This is a genomic window from Stenotrophomonas sp. 17(2023), assembly GCF_030345315.1.
Lineage (GTDB): Bacteria > Pseudomonadota > Gammaproteobacteria > Xanthomonadales > Xanthomonadaceae > Stenotrophomonas > Stenotrophomonas acidaminiphila.
Genome location: NZ_CP128405.1, coordinates 3,503,129 through 3,517,775 on the forward strand (window position 1 = coordinate 3,503,129; position 14,647 = coordinate 3,517,775).

The 14,647-nt window shown below is 71.0% G+C and carries 17 protein-coding genes; 7 read left to right on the forward strand and 10 right to left on the reverse strand.

Annotation, left to right across the window (positions count from 1 at the left end; genetic code table 11):
- Positions 1 to 17: 17 nt before the first annotated feature.
- From QQA12_RS15845 to moaA, 8 genes are all read right to left on the reverse strand, one after another.
- On the reverse strand, positions 18 to 1,436 hold the full coding sequence (locus tag QQA12_RS15845) for a NarK family nitrate/nitrite MFS transporter (protein ID WP_054668396.1): 1,419 nt from the start codon (positions 1,434 to 1,436) through the stop codon (positions 18 to 20).
- A 147-nt stretch (positions 1,437 to 1,583) separates the two neighbouring features.
- On the reverse strand, positions 1,584 to 1,940 hold the full coding sequence (locus QQA12_RS15850; RefSeq protein ID WP_226049830.1) for a hypothetical protein: 357 nt from the start codon (positions 1,938 to 1,940) through the stop codon (positions 1,584 to 1,586).
- Positions 1,937 to 2,506 (reverse strand): molybdenum cofactor guanylyltransferase, encoded by a 570-nt coding sequence (locus tag QQA12_RS15855; RefSeq protein WP_056932379.1) that lies wholly within the window; start codon positions 2,504 to 2,506, stop codon positions 1,937 to 1,939. The genes QQA12_RS15850 and QQA12_RS15855 overlap by 4 nt, the downstream gene beginning before the upstream one ends.
- A complete protein-coding gene (locus QQA12_RS15860) occupies positions 2,484 to 2,975 on the reverse strand; it encodes a molybdenum cofactor biosynthesis protein MoaE (RefSeq protein ID WP_054668401.1) in 492 nt (163 codons plus the stop codon). The genes QQA12_RS15855 and QQA12_RS15860 overlap by 23 nt, the downstream gene beginning before the upstream one ends.
- 1 nt (position 2,976) lies before the next feature.
- Positions 2,977 to 3,237 carry a MoaD/ThiS family protein gene (locus QQA12_RS15865; RefSeq protein ID WP_226049831.1) on the reverse strand — a complete coding sequence of 87 codons (261 nt, stop codon included), beginning with the start codon at positions 3,235 to 3,237 and terminating at the stop codon, positions 2,977 to 2,979.
- Positions 3,234 to 4,499 (reverse strand): gephyrin-like molybdotransferase Glp, encoded by a 1,266-nt coding sequence (glp, locus tag QQA12_RS15870; protein WP_226049832.1) that lies wholly within the window; start codon positions 4,497 to 4,499, stop codon positions 3,234 to 3,236. Before glp ends, QQA12_RS15865 begins: the two co-directional genes overlap by 4 nt.
- Positions 4,496 to 5,503, reverse strand: a complete 1,008-nt coding sequence (moaCB, locus tag QQA12_RS15875) for a bifunctional molybdenum cofactor biosynthesis protein MoaC/MoaB (protein ID WP_054668829.1) — start codon at positions 5,501 to 5,503, stop codon at positions 4,496 to 4,498. Before moaCB ends, glp begins: the two co-directional genes overlap by 4 nt.
- Before the next feature lie 8 nt (positions 5,504 to 5,511).
- Positions 5,512 to 6,492 carry a GTP 3',8-cyclase MoaA gene (gene moaA / locus QQA12_RS15880; RefSeq protein ID WP_226049833.1) on the reverse strand — a complete coding sequence of 327 codons (981 nt, stop codon included), beginning with the start codon at positions 6,490 to 6,492 and terminating at the stop codon, positions 5,512 to 5,514.
- Between the two features lie 169 nt (positions 6,493 to 6,661).
- Between moaA and QQA12_RS15885 the strand changes: the two genes are divergently transcribed.
- Positions 6,662 to 7,066: a ribonucleotide reductase subunit alpha gene (locus QQA12_RS15885; protein ID WP_233324840.1), complete on the forward strand. Its 405-nt coding sequence runs from the start codon at positions 6,662 to 6,664 to the stop codon at positions 7,064 to 7,066.
- Here QQA12_RS15885 and QQA12_RS15890 read toward each other — a convergent pair.
- Positions 7,060 to 7,389, reverse strand: coding sequence for a hypothetical protein (locus QQA12_RS15890; protein WP_054668411.1), 330 nt, complete (start codon positions 7,387 to 7,389; stop codon positions 7,060 to 7,062). The two genes, QQA12_RS15885 and QQA12_RS15890, sit on opposite strands and share 7 nt — an antisense overlap.
- Positions 7,390 to 7,462: 73 nt before the next feature.
- A complete protein-coding gene (locus QQA12_RS15895) occupies positions 7,463 to 8,278 on the reverse strand; it encodes a TOBE domain-containing protein (protein ID WP_056932383.1) in 816 nt (271 codons plus the stop codon).
- A 190-nt stretch (positions 8,279 to 8,468) separates the two neighbouring features.
- On the opposite strand from QQA12_RS15895, the gene QQA12_RS15900 reads away from it, so the two are divergent.
- The 6 genes from QQA12_RS15900 to QQA12_RS15925 are packed head-to-tail and all read left to right on the forward strand — an operon-like array spanning position 8,469 to position 14,625.
- Positions 8,469 to 10,454 carry a TonB-dependent receptor gene (locus QQA12_RS15900; protein WP_226049835.1) on the forward strand — a complete coding sequence of 662 codons (1,986 nt, stop codon included), beginning with the start codon at positions 8,469 to 8,471 and terminating at the stop codon, positions 10,452 to 10,454.
- Between the two features lie 2 nt (positions 10,455 to 10,456).
- Complete coding sequence (locus QQA12_RS15905; protein WP_056932385.1) at positions 10,457 to 11,002, forward strand: DUF2478 domain-containing protein; 546 nt, start codon at positions 10,457 to 10,459, stop codon at positions 11,000 to 11,002.
- On the forward strand, positions 10,972 to 12,039 hold the full coding sequence (locus tag QQA12_RS15910) for an ABC transporter substrate-binding protein (protein WP_225546657.1): 1,068 nt from the start codon (positions 10,972 to 10,974) through the stop codon (positions 12,037 to 12,039). The genes QQA12_RS15905 and QQA12_RS15910 overlap by 31 nt, the downstream gene beginning before the upstream one ends.
- On the forward strand, positions 12,036 to 13,055 hold the full coding sequence (locus QQA12_RS15915; RefSeq protein ID WP_225546658.1) for an iron ABC transporter permease: 1,020 nt from the start codon (positions 12,036 to 12,038) through the stop codon (positions 13,053 to 13,055). The genes QQA12_RS15910 and QQA12_RS15915 overlap by 4 nt, the downstream gene beginning before the upstream one ends.
- The gene (locus QQA12_RS15920; RefSeq protein ID WP_226049836.1) at positions 13,052 to 13,831 is read left to right on the forward strand and encodes an ABC transporter ATP-binding protein; all 780 of its coding nucleotides are present in this window, start codon (positions 13,052 to 13,054) and stop codon (positions 13,829 to 13,831) included. The genes QQA12_RS15915 and QQA12_RS15920 overlap by 4 nt, the downstream gene beginning before the upstream one ends.
- Positions 13,828 to 14,625 carry a class I SAM-dependent methyltransferase gene (locus QQA12_RS15925; protein ID WP_226049837.1) on the forward strand — a complete coding sequence of 266 codons (798 nt, stop codon included), beginning with the start codon at positions 13,828 to 13,830 and terminating at the stop codon, positions 14,623 to 14,625. The genes QQA12_RS15920 and QQA12_RS15925 overlap by 4 nt, the downstream gene beginning before the upstream one ends.
- Positions 14,626 to 14,647: the final 22 nt, after the last annotated feature.

Genomic DNA, 14,647 nt, shown 5'->3' on the forward strand with positions numbered 1-14,647 from the left:
GGTGCGTGCCGGGGTTGTCAGCAGGGCGCCTCCGCGCCGCGCCGGTAGTACCACCACCAGGTCACGGCCAGGCAGGTGATGTAAAAGGCGATGAAGCCGTACAGCGCCATGTCCGGGCTGCCGGTCAAGGTGATGGACGAGCCGTAGCTCTTGGGGATGAAGAAGCCGCCATAGGCGCCGATGGCCCCGGAAAAGCCGACCACGGCGGCCGACTCGATCCCGGCCTGGCGGCTGGCGTCGGCCTTGCCCTGCGCATCGGCACCGGCCGACAGGCGTTCGTGCAGGGTGCGGAAGATCACCGGGATCATGCGGAAGGTGGTGCCGTTGCCGATGCCGCTGAGCACGAACAGCGCCATGAACGCGGCCAGGAAGCCGAAGAAGTTGCCGCCCTGGCCCTTGTCGGGCAGGAAGTGCAGCACCCCGAACACCGCCGCGACCATCAGCGCGAACACCCAGAAGGTCAGCCGCGCCCCGCCCCAGCGGTCGGCCAGGCTGCCGCCGACCGAGCGCATCAGCGCGCCAAGCAGCGGGCCGATGAAGGCGTAGGTCATCGGGTTCACGTCCGGGAACTGGCTCTTGACCAGCATCGGGAAACCGGCGGAGAAGCCGATGTACGAGCCGAACGTGCCGATGTACAGCCAGCACATCAGCCAGTTGTGCTTGCGGCGGAAGATCACCGCCTGCTCGGTGAACGAGGAGCGCACGCTGGTCAGGTCGTTCATGCCGAACCACGCGGCCAAGGCGGCCAGCGCGATGGCCGGCACCCAGATGAAGCCTGCGTTCTGCAGGAACAGGTGGCCACTGCCGTCGACCAGCGCCTGCGGCGGCCCGGCCAGCGTGCCCAATGCGCCTACGGTGATGACCAGCGGCACCACCGCCTGCGCCACCGACACGCCGACGTTGCCGAGCCCGGCGTTCAGGCCCAGCGCCAGTCCCTGCTTCTGCTTGGGATAGAAGAAGGAGATGTTGGACATCGACGAGGAAAAGTTGGCGCCGCCGAAGCCGCACAGGATCGCGATCAGCACGAATACCCAGTACGGCGTGGCCGGGTCCTGCACCGCGAAGCCGAGCCACAGCGTGGGCAGCAGCAGCGAGGCGGTGGACAGCGCGGTCCAGCGGCGCCCGCCGAAGATCGGGATCACGAACGAATACGCCACGCGCAGGGTGGCGCCGGACAGGCTGGGCAGCGCCACCAGCCAGAACAGCTGGTCGGTGCTGAAGTCGAAGCCGATGCGCGGCAGGCTGATCGACACCGCCGAGAACAGCACCCAGACCGAGAAGGCCAGCAACAGTGCCGGGATCGAGATCACCAGGTTGCGCGTGGCAACCCGCCGGCCCGTGCGCTCCCAGTAGCCGGCGTCCTCCGGCTGCCAGTCGCCGATGGTCCGGCCGGGACCTGCGTTGCTGCGTTGTATCACTTCGCTACCGGCGGTCATGCATGGCTCCAAGGCTGCAGGATGACGACGTGTAGGTACAAAGATTCAGGCAGTACCTGTCTGGTCCGCGATTAGGCCAGCAGGCGGGTCGAGCCGGTTTTGATTTCGATCAATCCACGCCGGTTTTCGATCTCTCCATGACAAATGTCAAGCCGAAGGCTTGACCGCGCGTACTGCATCACGCCGCCGCATGCTGTCGCGCACGTCCACATCCAGCTGCAGACGCACGCTGTCGCTGCCGGTGCTCGATTCGAAGCAGATCCCTTCACGGCTGGGCAGACGGGCCTGCAGTTCCCGCACCGCATCAATCGGCAGCGCCACCTGGCAATCACCGCCCGTGGCGGAAATGACGGCAGCGCCCGCATTCAGGTGCAACGCCAACGACCAGCCCGCACCGTCGCCGAGTCGCAGCGTATCGGTCACCGTCCCACCAGCCAGCAGGTGCGCCAGTTCATCTTCATCCACGCGCAGACGCAGCGACTGCTGCCGGAACTGGATCTTCACGATGCGGCCTCCTGCCATTGCACCGGCGTATTGCAGTTGAACAGGCAGGCCTCGTCGCCGGGCGCCAACGGCAACCGCCGCGTGGCCAGGCGCTGCTGCAGGGCATGCAGCGAACGCGGGCCATGCGGGTCGGCGAGCATCGCCGCGAGCAGTGCGCGGCAGTCCGCATCGATATCCAGCAGCATCGGCAATGGATGCCCGGCCAGCGCCGTGCAGCCGCCGCGGTGCACTGCGTGCAGCCGCTGCAGCAGCGCAGGGGCCAGCCGCGGCATGTCCACCGCCACCACCCAGGCCGGCCCGTCGGGCATCGCCATCGCCACGCTGTACAGCCCGCCCAGCGGGCCGCAATGCGCGATCCGGTCGGGAATGCCGGCGAAGGCCGGATACGCACCACTGACCCAGACCCGCTGCGCGCCGGCCTGGCGCAGCAGTCCGCGCATGTGTTCCAGCAAGGTGCGCCCGTGCCAAGGCAGCAGCGCCTTGTCACGGCCCATGCGGCTGGAGCGGCCGCCCGCCAGCACGATGCCGGCCGGCGCTGGCCGGCTAATCGGCGTGATCGTGGCCATGCGCCGCGTCGCCTTCGCCATGGCACAACGCGCAGCCTTCGCTCCACTGGCTGTCGCCGTCCTCGTAATGTTCCTGCTTCCAGATCGGGCAGCGGTGCTTCACCGCCTCGATCAACTGCCGGCAGGCGCGGAACGCCTCGTCGCGGTGCGGGCTGCCGGCGGCAACCACCACCGCCACCTCGCCCACCGCCAGCCGTCCGCGGGCGTGCGCCACGTACAGCTTCACGCGCGGGCCGAAGGCGGCCTCCACCTCCGCGGCCAGGCGCTGGAACTCGTTCAGCACCAGCGGCTCGAACAGGTCGTAGGTGATGCCGCGCACCGCGCGCCCCTGGTTGAGGTCGCGTACCTTGCCGATGAACACGTCGATGCCGCCGAAGCCCGGATCGGATACCGCGGCGATCGCCTCGGCAGGGTCGATGGCGGCGCTGGCGCGGTCCAGCACCTTGCCGATGAACACGTCGTTGCCCATCTCAACCTCCACTCACCGGCGGCAGGATCGCCACGCGGCCATCTTCGGGCAGCCGCTCGTGCTCGCGCAGCACGCTCTGCTGGTCGGCGAACACCGAGTAGTCCAGCAGGCCGGCGCGGAACTGCGGCCAGCGCTGCGGCAGCAGCGTGCGCAACGCCCGGCGCAGGTCGGCCACGTGGTCGCCGGCCACGTCCACCACGATCTCGCGCGAAGCGTCCAGCTCGGAGAAGGCGCCGAACAGCTGCAGGTTCACCTGTTTCATGACGGCACTCCGCCCATCAACTGCACCGGATCGTGGTGCCCGGGACCCTGCACGCGTACGTGGGTGCCGGCGGCGGCGAGACCGGCGTCGCCTTCCAGCACCGCCCAGGCATTGGCGTGCAGCATCGACATCAGGCGGAACGATTCCTGCCCGGCCAGCAGTCGCACGCCCAGTTGCCCGCGTTCATCCACCTCGACCCGCGCGCGGGCATGGAAGCGCAGGCCCGGTGGCTTGCGCGCATCGGCCAGCAGCGGCAGGTACAGCGCCGGCTCCGCGTCCATGCCGAGCATCCTGCGCAGCACCGGCTCGACGAAGAAGCGCTGGCCGACCGCCGCCGACACCGGGTTGCCGGGCAACCCGAAGTACAACGCGCCGTCGGACAGCACCGCGAACAGCAGCGGCTTGCCCGGGCGGATGGCCACCTTGTGGAAAACGATGCGCGCGCCACGGGCACGCAGTGCATCGGGGATGAAATCGTAGCGGCCCTGCGACACCGCGCCGGTACTCACCAGCACCCGCGCACCGGCCGCCAGCGCCTGGTCCAGCACCGCATCGAAGGCGGCCACGTCGTCGCCGACCGTGCCCTGCCACGCTACCTGCGCACCGGCCGCGCGCAGGCGGCCGACCAGATAGGGCCGGTTGCTGTCGCGGATCTGTCCGGAGTCCAGCGCCTGCGCCGCATCAGTTACCAGTTCCTTGCCGGTGGCGATCACTGCGGCCTGCGGCCGCGCGGCGACCGCCAGTTCGCCCACGCCGATGGCATGCAGCAGGGTGCAGGCGTTGAGATCCAGGCGCTGGCCGGCGCACAGCACGCGCTCGCCTTCGGCCACGTCCTCGCCGCGCAGGCGCACGTGCTGGCCGGGCCTGACCTGCGCGCCCAGTGCGATGCGGGTGGGCCTGCCGTCGTGACTGTCGAGGAGGGTGACCTGTTCGATCGGCACCACGCTGTCCAGCCCGACGGGCATGCGCGCGCCGGTCATGATTTCCCATGCGCCGCCAGCGTCCCGCGCGGCGGCGCTGCCGGGGTCGCCGGCCGCCTGCCAACCCTGTACGGAAAACTCCGTGCCGGCGGCGAGTGGCGTGCCGCCGGCATGCAGGGCGAAGCCGTCCATCGCCGAATTGTCGAACGGCGGCAGCGACTGCGCGCTGAGCACATCGCTGGCCAGCACCCGCCCTTCGGCCCGTTCCAGCGGTACCCGTTCGGGCGGCAGCGGCACGGCGGCGTCGAGCAGGTGCCGCAGCGCTTCGTCATAGGCGATCATGCCGCGCTCCCGTGGCCAGCGCCGCCCGCCATGGCCAGTGCGTGGCCCAGTACCGGCGCGAGGATGTCCAGGCACTGCGCCGCCGCGCGCGGGCTGCCCGGCAGCGCGAACACCAGCATGCCGTCCAGCTGCACCACCTCGGCGCGGCTGAGCCAGGCCATCGGCGTGTGCTGCGCGCTGAGCGCACGCAGCATCTGCGCCAGCCCGTCCACGCGGCGCGCGCCCAGCGACTGCAACGCCTCCGGCGCCAGATCGCGCGGCCCCAGCCCGGTGCCGCCAGTGCACAGGCACAGGCGCACGCCGGCAGCGGCCAGCGCGCGCAGGCGACCGGCAAGCGGCTCGACGCCGTCGGGCAGCAGCTCCGTGGCCACGACATCGCCCCCCAGCGCCTGCAGTCCGGCAACCAGGCGCGGGCCGGATTCATCGTCGTAGATGCCCTGGCTGGCGCGGTCGCTCAGGGTCAGCACCGCGCACGCGGCGCCGCCCAGGCCCTGCGGCGGGCGTGGCCTGAAGCGGGCCCGCTCGGCCTCGTCCATGCCGTCGGGGTGCAGCCACAGGCCCTTCTTGCCGCCTTCCTTGAACAGCAGGCGGATGCCCTCGATGCGCAGCGCCGGCTCCACCGGCTTGCTCAGGTCGTACAGGGTCAGCAGGGCCGCATTGACCCCGGCCAGCGCCTCCATCTCCACGCCGGTGCGCGCTTCGCTCGCGCACTCGCACCACACCCGGATCGCCTGCCGCTCCGGCACCGGCGCGCAGTACACGTGCACCAGCTCCAGCGGCAGCGGGTGGCACAGCGGCATCAGTGCCGAGGCCATCTTCGCGCCCTGCAGGCCGGCGATCTCGGCCATCACCAGCGCATCGCCCTTGGGCAGGCGGCGCTCGACGATCAGCGGGTAGGCCACCGGCCCGGCGTGCAGTTCGCCCACCGCCACCGCACGGCGGCGGGTAACGCGCTTGTCGCGGACATCGGCCATGTGGAAAGCCGCATTCATCTGACCACTCATCGTGTTGCTCATCCTCCGATCGAGGCCAGGTGCGGGGTCAACCCGGTCCGGCCCTGGTGCAATCCGTGCCCGGCCGCCTTCAGGCCGAGTTGGGTGGTGATGCGCGCCAGCAGCGCGTCGTGGTCGGCGTCGGATTGCAGCAACGGCCGCAGCGCCACCCCGAAATCGCCGAACAGGCACAGCCGCAGGTCGCCGCGGGCGGTGACCCGCAGGCGGTTGCAGCCGGCGCAGAAATCGCGCGAGTACGGCGCGATGATGCCGATGCTGCCGCGATAGGCCGGGTGCACGTACTCGCGCGCCGGCCCGGCGTCGGCGGCGCGCGGGCGCAGGCTCCAGCCGGCGGCCTGCAGCTGCTCCACCAGCACGTCGGCGCGCAGGTGGTGGCGCTGGAAATAGTCGCCGTTGTCGCCGGTGCGCATCAGTTCGATGAAGCGCACGCTCAGCGCGCGCTCGCGCAGGAACTCCATCCACGCCGGCAGCTCGTCGTCGTTGCGGTCACGCAGCAGCACCGCGTTGAGCTTGACCGACTGCAGGCCCAGCGCCTGCGCCATGGCGATGCCTTCGAGCACCTCCGGCAACCGGTCGTGGCCGGTGATGGCATGGAAGCGCTCGCGCTGCAGGCTGTCCACGCTCACGTTGAGCGCGCTCAGCCCGGCCTGGTGCCAGTCCGGCAGGTAGCGCGGCAGCCGGGTGCCGTTGGTGGTGATGGCGACCTTGCGGATGCCCGGCACCCGCGCCACCGTGGCGATGATCCGGGTCAGGTCCCTGCGCAGGCTCGGCTCGCCGCCGGTCAGACGGATCTTGTGCATGCCCAGGGTGGCGAACGCGCGCACCAGCCGGGCAATCTCATCCACCGCCAGGAAGCGCGGCCGCCCGTCGGCGTGGTAACCATCGGGCAGGCAATAGCTGCAACGGAAGTTGCATGCCTCGGTGAGCGACAGCCGCAGGTAGGGGAAGCTGCGACCGAAGCCGTCGGTGAGCTGGCTCATGGCGGTTCCACCGTCGTCCACTGGCCCGGTACGCCGGGATACTCCCACTTGCGTCAATGGGTTGCCAGCCTACCTTGTCGCACATCGGCGCCGACATGACATGGATCAATCATGCGCCGGACAGGTATGGCAGCATGCCGCAACCGCGTTCTCTTACCGTGACGATGCCATGATGCTGAGCGATTTCGATGGATTGCTGCGCGCCGCGCTGCAACAGGCCGAGCCGCAGCGCCTGCTGTTCGTATTCGTGCGCGCGGAACTTCCCGAGTCCCCCAGCAGCGACCAGCACGCGCGCCATGCCGCCGGCGAGGGCGGCACGCTGGCGCCGGTGCTGTGCGTGGACAAGGCACCGCGCGAAGTCGCCTCGTTCGCCGCGCTGGCGGCCGAATCCACCGCCACCGGCGTGGCCTGGGACCTGGTGTTCGTCGCCGCGCTGGAAGGCCGCGCCGGCGTCGCCCCGTCCCCCGACGAAGCGGCGCAGCCGCTGCGGCTGATGGTCAACGCGATCAACGACGGGCAGGTCAGCCGTTTTGCGGCTTTCGACCGCGCCGGCGAACCGGTCCAGTTCTACTGAGCCACCAGCTGCAGGGTCAGGAAGAACACCACCAGCACCGTATTCAGGCCCCACACCACGGTCAGCCCGCGTGCGGCCACGCCGTAGTTGGGGTTGCGCGCGGAGGGTGCGGCGCGCCACACCGCCGGGATGATCCAGCCGGTATACAGCAGCAGCACCACGAACAGGCCCAGCAGCAGTTCGGTCATGCCTTGCGCCAGCGCCCACAGCGCCGCCGCCCACAGCAGGTTGCTGGGAATCACGCCCTGCAGCCAGAACACGCGCCACAGGTGCGAGGGTGGAGACTTGCCATCCGGTGCGCTCATCGAAGTCGCTGCGGTCATGGTGCTCTGTCCCGTGTCATGCCTCGCGAGAGCTTGCGCCCAATGCACGGGGCGGTCAAACCGGCCGCGCGGCTCAGTGGGGTACGCCGACGATGACGCTGGATGCCTTGAACAGGACCGTGACCACGATTCCCGGTTCCAGCGCCAGCGCCCGCGCGCTTTCCCGGGTGATGATCGCCACCATGCTGCAGCCATCGCCCACGTCCACGACGACTTCGTCGTTGACCGCGCCCTGGCTGATGCGGCCGACCGTGCCGCTGAAACGGTTGCGCGCCGAATAGCGGGCGCCCTCCACGTCGCGGGCGACGATCACCGACGACGCGTCGACCAGCGCGAAGGCCGGTGTCCCCACCTCCAGCCCGAGGCTGTGCACGCTGTCGCGGGTGATGGTGGCCACGATCCGCAGTCCCGGGGTCACTTCCAGCAGGACCTCGTCGTTGACCGCACCGGCCACGATGCCGCGGACATGCCCGTGGAACTGGTTGCGCGCACTGGTGACCATTCCGATCCTCCGTATCAGGGCCAAATCGTCGCCCAGCCCCGGCAGGGACTGGAGGGAATGCAGGAAGCGCCGGTGCTCGCGTTCGAGCTGCTCGAAGTGGCGGATCAGCTGGCGGCCGCGCTCGGTGAGCCGGGCGCCACCGCCCCCACGTCCGCCCACGGTACGCGCGACCAGTGGTTCGCCGGCGGCGGTGTTCATCGCGTCCACCGCGTCCCACGCGTTCTTGTAGGTCATGCCCATGCGTCTGGCGGCCTGGCTGATCGAGCCGCAGGCATCGATCAGGCCCAGCAGAGCGAAGCGGCCGCGGCCGCCCAGGCTTTTCCCTTCAACGCTCAGCCACAGGTGGCCGTGCGGCTCGACAGCGGCATGCAGGGGAGAATCGGCCATGTCGCGGTTGCTCGTCCATCACGCTGCGGGAGCGTGCAGTGTACGGCGGCAGCTACATCGGCCGTGCTTGACCTTCGTCAAGGACGGCCAAGGCGCGCGGGGCAAGAATCGATGACCGGGTCGACCGTGGGAATTGGTTGTACCCACCGCTATATCATTCTGGATATAACGGAATCCGAGGACCGCCAAGATGCGTACCCGCCGTTTCGTTCTGCCACTGTCCGCGCTGTTCCTGCCGTTGTCGACCTTCGCCGCCAACGCCCCGTCTTCCGCCCCGGTGTTCACCCTGGGCAGCGTCGATGTCCATGCCCGCCGCGGCAGCTCGGCCACCGTCGCCGAGCGCACCCTGGATGCCGTACGCATCCAGCAGCTGGACCGCGACACGGTCGGCGAGGCAGTCGCCGTACTGCCCGGTGCGAGCCTGTCGCGCAATTCGCGCAACGAGGACATGCTCTACCTGCGCGGCTTCGACCCGCGGCAGGTGCCGGTCTTCCTTGACGGCGTCCCGCTGTACGTCCCGTACGACGGCTACGTGGACTTCGGCCGCTTCACCACCTTCGACCTCGCGCAGATCCAGGTCGCCAGCGGCGGCGCCTCGCTGCTGTACGGGCCGAACATCCTCGGTGGCGCGATCAACCTGGTCAGCCGCCGCCCCGAGCGCCCGTTCGAGGGCAACCTGCGACTGGGCATCGCCGATGGCGGCGAGCGCAAGGCCGCGCTGAACCTAGGCGGCAGCCGGGGCGACTGGTACTACCAGCTCGGCTGGTCGCAGCTGAAGGCGGACACGTTCCCGCTGCCCGATGGTTTCCGCGACTACAAGAGCGTGCCCACCGATACCGGCGACGATCGCCGCAACGCCGATCGCGACGACCGCCGGCTGTCGTTCAAGCTCGGCTACACCCCGCGCGATGGCGACGAGTACGCCCTGGGCTACGCCCGCCAGGACGGGGAGAAGGGCAATCCGGTCTATACCGGCAGCGCGCGCGGCGGCATCCGCTACTGGCGCTGGCCGTGGTGGGACAAGGACAGCCTGTACTTCGTCGGCAACACCCGGCTGGGCCGGCACGCCACGCTGCGCACCCGCGTGTACCGCGACACCTACGGCAACGGCCTGGAGGCCTATACCGACGGCAGCTACGCAACCGGGCTGGACAACGGCAGCTTCCCCAGCGTCTACGACGACCGCACCGTCGGCGGCTCGGTGACCCTGGCCGGCACCGCGCTTGAGCGCCACGAACTGCAGCTGGCCATCCACTACAAGGACGACCGGCACAGCGACCGCAACCGCAACGCGCCGACCAAGGACTACCGCGACGTCACCACCTCGGTGGCGGTGGAGGACCGCTTCGCCCTGACCGCTGCCTCGCACCTGCGCTTCGGCCTCGGCCACGACCGCCGCGAGGCCAGGCGCGTCTACTACTGGCCCACCGGCAGCGCCGACGCCACCAACGCCGTGCTCGAATACGTGCAGCAGCTGGCACCGGACCGGCAGTGGTACGCGAGCGCCGCGCGCCGCACCCGCTTCCCGACCATCAAGGACCGCTATTCGGCGCGCATGGGCGCGGCGCTGCCCAACCCGGACCTCGCGCCGGAACATGCCACCCATCTCGAACTCGGCCTGCGCGGCCGCTGGTGGGAGGGCGCGCAGGTACAGGCTGCGGTATTCCACAGCCTGATCGACGACCTGATCCAGAACGAGGTGGTCGCCTCCACGGCCTGCGGCGGCAGCACCTGCAACCGTGCGCAGAACATCGGCCGCGCCCGTCACCTCGGCGTCGAACTGGGCCTGCAACAGCAGCTGGCCGGGGACTGGGAGCTGCAGGGCAGCTACGCCTGGCTGCGCCGCACCAATCTGGAGAACCGCAACGTGGCCCTGCTGGACAGCCCGCGCCAGCGCCTGTTCCTGGTGCTGGGCTGGGCCGCGCTGCCGCAGCTGCGCCTGCAGGCCACGCTGGAGGCCGAGCAGGGCCGCCGGGTCAGCTACGCCAATGCCGCCGCCCCGGTGCGCGAGCTGCCAGGCTTCGGCACGGTGGGCGTGAAGGCGAGCTGGATGCCGCGCGACGGACTGGGCCTGGACCTGGGCGTCCGCAACGTCGGTGACAAGTGGTATGAACTGGCCGACGGCTACCCGATGCCGGGCCGTACCTGGTTCGTCAACGTCAACAGGAGATTCTGAGCATGGCCGAGCTCATTCCCGTACGCATTGCCGCGCTGGTCCACGATGCCGGCGACGGCCCGGACCCGGACGCGGTGCTGGCAGCCTTTGCGACGCGGCAACTGGCTGCCGGCCACCGCGTGCGCGGGCTGGTGGCGCTGCCACACGAGGCCGCGCCCAACGGCAAGCGCATGGTGCTGATGGACGTGGCCGACCGCACCGCCCGCTACCCGATCAGCCAGGCGCTGGGAGCGGCCGCCTGCGGCTGCAACCTGGACCCGCGCGGCATCGCCGATGCCAGCGAAGTGCTGCGGCGGGCCATGCGGGAACCGGCCGAACTGGCCATCGCCAACCGTTTCGGCACGCTGGAAGCGCAGGGACGGGGCATGGCCGACGAACTGCTGGCATTGATGCTCGCCGGCATCCCGCTGCTCACCGTGGTGAACGCGCGCTACCTGGCCGCATGGCGTGATTTCACCGGTGGACAGGCACGCGAACTGCCTCCCCGCGACGACGCCCTGCAACGCTGGTGGGATGCATGCCGCACCACGCCGGCGCTGGCGGGATGAAGCGCCGCGCGCTGTTGCAGGCGCTGGCTCTGGCGCCGCTGCTGGCGGCGGGCAACGGCCCGCTGCGCGCGATGCCGGCGCAGCGCGTGCTGCGCCTGGGGGAGCCCACGGGCGTACCCGGACGGGTGTTTGCCGCCGGCGCTCCGGCGGCCGTGCTGATCGCCGCGCTGGCGCCGGAACGGCTGTTGGGCTGGCCGATGCGGATGGCGCCCGAGGCGCTGGCGCTGCTGCCCGCGCCCCTGCGCACGCGTCCGGTGATTGGCCGGCTGGCGGGGCGCGGCAGCACGGTGAGCCTGGAGCGGCTGCTGGCGATGCAGCCGCAACTGGTGCTGGACGCCGGCGATTTCGATGCGAACCATCGCTCCTCCGCCGAACGGGTGTGGCGGCAGACCGGCATTCCCATTGAACTGGTGGCCGGCCGCCTGCCCGACCACCCGGCCCAACTGCGCCACGTCGGCCGGCGGCTCGGCGTGACCGCACGCGGCGAAGCGCTCGCGCAGGCTGCCGAGGCGCAGTTGGCGCTGGTCCACGAGGTACTGGCCACGCGCACCCCCGACGCCCGGCCGACGGTCTACTACGGCCGCGGCGGCGACGGTCTGGAGAGCGGGCTTGCCGGTTCGATCAATACCGAGGTCATCGAGTTCTGCGGCGGCCGCAACGTCGCCGCCGCCGTCGGCAGCGGCGGGCTGGCACGGGTATCGCTGGAACAACTGCTGGCGTGGGACCCGGACGTGATCCTGACCCAGGATGCGGCATTCGCCGCCAGCGCATCGCAGGACCCGCGCTGGCGCAGCCTGCGCGCGGTACGCAGCGGACGCCTGCACTGCGCGCCGACCCTGCCGTTCGGCTGGCTGGACGGCCCGCCGGGCATCAACCGCCTGCCGGGGCTGGCATGGCTGCTGGCACGGCTGCACCCCGGCGCTACCCCGGCGCTGGCGCCGGCCGCGCTGCGGGCGCGCATCGACGCACTGCACCGTCTGCTGTGGGGCTCGCGCTTGCCGGCCGGCATCGCCGATGCGCTGGAGCATGGCCGGTGAGAGCCGGTGCTGTGCCGCGCTGGGCCTGGCACGCCGGTGGCTGGGGCCTGCTGCTGGCGATGCTGTTGCTGGCCTTCGCTGTCGGCCAGTTCCCGGTGCGGCCGACGATGCTGCTGCAGGCGCTGGCATCGCAGCTGTTCGGCATCGGCGAGCCGGTTCCGCCGACGGTGCATGCGGCGCTGTGGCACATCCGCCTGCCGCGGGTGCTGGCAGCGGTACTGATCGGCGCGGCGCTGTCGGCTGCTGGCGCCGCCTACCAGGCGATGTTCCGCAACCCGCTGGTATCACCGGACATCCTCGGCGTTTCCGCCGGTGCCGGGCTGGGCGCCTCGCTGGCGCTGTTCCTCGGCCTGCCGATGCTGCTGGTACAGGGTTTCGCCTTCGCCGGCGGGTTGGCGGCGGTGGCGCTGGTGTGCCTGGTCGCCGCCCTGGTGCGCCGCCACGAGCCGGTGCTGGTGCTGGTACTGGCCGGCGTGGCGGTATCGGCGTTGCTCGGTGCCGGCATCTCGCTGCTCAAGCTGCTGGCCGACCCGTACACGCAACTGCCGTCGATCACGTTCTGGCTGCTCGGCGGGTTGAACGCGGTGGTCGGCGACGACCTGCGCGTCAGCGCACCGTTGCTGCTGGCCGGCCTGCTGCCGCTGGTACTGCTGCGCTGGCGGGTGAACCTGCTGGCGCTGGGCGACGAGGAGGCCAGCGCGCTCGGCGTGGCGGTCGTTCCCTTGCGCTGGACGCTGATCGCGGCGGCGACGCTGTGCACCGCGGCAGCGGTGTCGCTGGCCGGCATCATCGGCTGGGTCGGGTTGGTGGTGCCGCACATCGCGCGCCTGCTGGTCGGCGCCGACTTTCGCCGGCAGCTGCCGGCGAGCCTGCTGCTGGGCGCCAGCTTCCTGCTGGCCGCCGACACCCTGGCGCGCACGCTGGCGCCGATCGAACTACCGCTGGGCATTCTCACCGCCTGCGTCGGCGTGCCGTGCTTCCTGTGGGTGCTGGCCCGCAGCGGAGGCCGCGCATGAACGCCGCGACTCCGCTGCTGGAAGCGCGCGCGCTGGCCATCGGCCATGCCGGCGTCGCATTGGGTGCGCCGCTGGCGCTGTCGCTGCAGGCCGGTGAAGTGGTGTGCCTGCTCGGCCCCAACGGCTGCGGCAAGACCACGCTGTTCCGTACCCTGCTGGGCCTGCTGCCGGCGGTGGCCGGCGAGGTGCGGCTGCATGGCCGGCCATTGCGTGGCCATGACCGCGCGCAGCGCGCGCGCCTGCTCGGCTACGTGCCGCAGGCTGCGCCATTGCCGTTCGCCTGGCGCGTGCGCGAGCTGGTGGGGATGGGCCGCGCCGCGCACCTGGGCCTGCTGGCCGCACCGGGCCGCGCCGATGAAGAGATCGCCGACGCCTGCCTGCACGAACTGGGCATCGCCGCATTGTCCGCGCGCACGGTGGATACCCTCAGCGGCGGCGAACGGCAACTGGTGCTGGTCGCGAGGGCGCTGGCCCAGCAGGCGCGGGTGCTGGTGATGGACGAACCCACCGCCAGTCTCGACTTCGGCAACCAGCTGCGCATCCTCGACACCGTGCGCGCGCTGGCCGGACGCGGCATCGGCGTGCTGCTGTCCACACACCAGCCGCAGCATGCACTGCAGGTGGCCGACCGCATTGCGTTGATGGCCGGTGGCAGCCTGCAGGCACTGGGCCCGGCGCACGAAGTCGCCACGCCCGCCCGGCTGGCCACGCTGTATGGCGTGGACGCCGCGCGCATCGCCGCCTCCCTTCCCGCCACCGGAGCCATGCCGCGATGACCGCGCTGCCCCCGCCGATCGACCATGCCGCCCGCTACCGCCAGCACCTGCAGGCCTGCGGCTACGCGCCCAAACCGGCCAGCGCGTGGGATGCGCGGGCGGCGCAACCGGGCTGGAAACGACGCCACGACGACTACAGCGACGCCTTCCTCGCGCGGCTGGACCTGGACGGCGTGGACAGCGTGCTCGACGTCGGCTGCGGCCCCGGCCTGCTCAGCCTGCCCATCGCCGCGCGGGTGCGGCAGGTGCATGCGCTGGACTACAGCCGCGGCATGCTCGATGGCCTGCACGCGGCGATCGCCCGCGCCGGCGTCGGCAACATCCAGCCGTGGCAGCTGTCCTGGGAGGACGACTGGAGCGCGGTGCCGCGCTGCGATGTCGCCATCGCCTCGCGCTCGTTGATGGTGCCGGACCTGGCACAGGCGCTGGCGAAGCTGGACGCGCACGCGCGCCGGCGCGCCTGCATCACCTTCGCCACCGGCCCGCGCACCGGCGCCGGCGAGCTGGCCGCGTTGCTGCGCCGCACGTGGACGCCGATGCCGGACCATCGCTACCCGGTCAACCTGCTGCTGGACATGGGCCGCCTGCCGCGCGTGGATTACCTCCCGGTGCCAGCGCCCGCTGCCGACAAGGACGTGGCGGACCTGCTGCAACAGGCCGAAGCGATGTTCGGCGAACTCACCGCCACGGAGCGGCAATCGCTGTGCGACTGGCACGCGGCGTCCCACGACAACCGGCTCGGGCCGGCTCCTACGTGCCGCTGGGCCTTCATCTGGTGGGAAACCGCCGGCTGAGCGCCGGCAACGTCGTCCCCGT

Bases quoted from the DNA above. Each gene is read 5' to 3' on its own strand.
- QQA12_RS15905 (WP_056932385.1), top strand. From the start codon at position 10,457: ATGGCCGAGCTCATTCCCGTACGCATTGCCGCGCTGGTCCACGATGCC.
- QQA12_RS15920 (WP_226049836.1), top strand. From the start codon at position 13,052: ATGAACGCCGCGACTCCGCTGCTGGAAGCGCGCGCGCTGGCCATCGGC.
- glp (WP_226049832.1), bottom strand. From the start codon at position 4,499: ATGATCGCCTATGACGAAGCGCTGCGGCACCTGCTCGACGCCGCCGTG.
- QQA12_RS15860 (WP_054668401.1), bottom strand. From the start codon at position 2,975: ATGGGCAACGACGTGTTCATCGGCAAGGTGCTGGACCGCGCCAGCGCC.
- moaA (WP_226049833.1), bottom strand. From the start codon at position 6,492: ATGAGCCAGCTCACCGACGGCTTCGGTCGCAGCTTCCCCTACCTGCGG.
- QQA12_RS15855 (WP_056932379.1), bottom strand. From the start codon at position 2,506: ATGGCCACGATCACGCCGATTAGCCGGCCAGCGCCGGCCGGCATCGTG.
- QQA12_RS15865 (WP_226049831.1), bottom strand. From the start codon at position 3,237: ATGAAACAGGTGAACCTGCAGCTGTTCGGCGCCTTCTCCGAGCTGGAC.
- QQA12_RS15895 (WP_056932383.1), bottom strand. From the start codon at position 8,278: ATGGCCGATTCTCCCCTGCATGCCGCTGTCGAGCCGCACGGCCACCTG.
- QQA12_RS15890 (WP_054668411.1), bottom strand. From the start codon at position 7,389: ATGACCGCAGCGACTTCGATGAGCGCACCGGATGGCAAGTCTCCACCC.
- QQA12_RS15925 (WP_226049837.1), top strand. From the start codon at position 13,828: ATGACCGCGCTGCCCCCGCCGATCGACCATGCCGCCCGCTACCGCCAG.
- QQA12_RS15900 (WP_226049835.1), top strand. From the start codon at position 8,469: ATGCGTACCCGCCGTTTCGTTCTGCCACTGTCCGCGCTGTTCCTGCCG.
- moaCB (WP_054668829.1), bottom strand. From the start codon at position 5,503: ATGAGTGGTCAGATGAATGCGGCTTTCCACATGGCCGATGTCCGCGAC.
- QQA12_RS15910 (WP_225546657.1), top strand. From the start codon at position 10,972: ATGCCGCACCACGCCGGCGCTGGCGGGATGAAGCGCCGCGCGCTGTTG.
- QQA12_RS15885 (WP_233324840.1), top strand. From the start codon at position 6,662: ATGATGCTGAGCGATTTCGATGGATTGCTGCGCGCCGCGCTGCAACAG.
- QQA12_RS15845 (WP_054668396.1), bottom strand. From the start codon at position 1,436: ATGACCGCCGGTAGCGAAGTGATACAACGCAGCAACGCAGGTCCCGGC.